Genomic DNA, 659 nt, shown 5'->3' with positions numbered 1-659 from the left:
GCACGATATTGTCGCTACCCTTGGTGTAGCCGTAGACCAGATGCGAGCTGACCGAGGCGAACGAAATGGTGGTCACCGCGTTGAAGCCGAAGCGGTCCGCGCCGGCATCGCCGTACAGGAAGTCGCTCGCGGTGCCACCGGCGTAGAGCGTGTCGTTGCCGTCACCACCGTAAACGATGTTGGCGGTGTTCGAGGAGCCCGTACCGGCATTGTCACCGTAGAGGATGTCGTCGGCCGAACCACCGTAGACCAGGTCGGTGCCTGCACCGCCGGTGATCAGGTCGTTCTGGGCATCGCCGTACAGCGTATCCGCACCAGCCGAACCGGTGATGGAGTCAGCACCGTCGCCGCCATAGGCGATGTCGTTGCCGGCATTGCCGACCACGACATCCGCACCGCTGCCGCCGGTGATCACGTCAGCACCGAGGTCACCGGTGATGGAGTCGTTACCGGCACCACCATCAAGCGTCATGGACGCCTGGTTGCCCAGCGTATTGGCGTCAAGGCTGTCGTCGCCGTCATTGCCGAACAGCAGGTCCGAACCGGATCCGGCGAACAGCGTGTCGTTGCCGGCACCGCCGTACAGCGTATCCGCGCCGTCCGACAGGGCATAGAGAATGTCCGCACCGGCATTGCCGAACAGCAGGTCGTTGCCCGAC

1 protein-coding gene is annotated in these 659 nt (G+C 64.0%); it reads right to left on the bottom strand.

Annotation, left to right across the window (positions count from 1 at the left end):
- Positions 1 to 659, bottom strand: a 659-nt coding sequence (locus tag JJ959_RS21275) for a calcium-binding protein (protein WP_292888484.1), incomplete at both ends; no start/stop codon positions are given.

Source organism: Nisaea sp., assembly GCF_017640745.1.
In the GTDB taxonomy this organism is placed as follows: domain Bacteria; phylum Pseudomonadota; class Alphaproteobacteria; order Thalassobaculales; family Thalassobaculaceae; genus Nisaea.
Note: the sequence above shows the minus strand (reverse complement) of the source record. Positions and strands in the feature narration are given on the sequence as shown.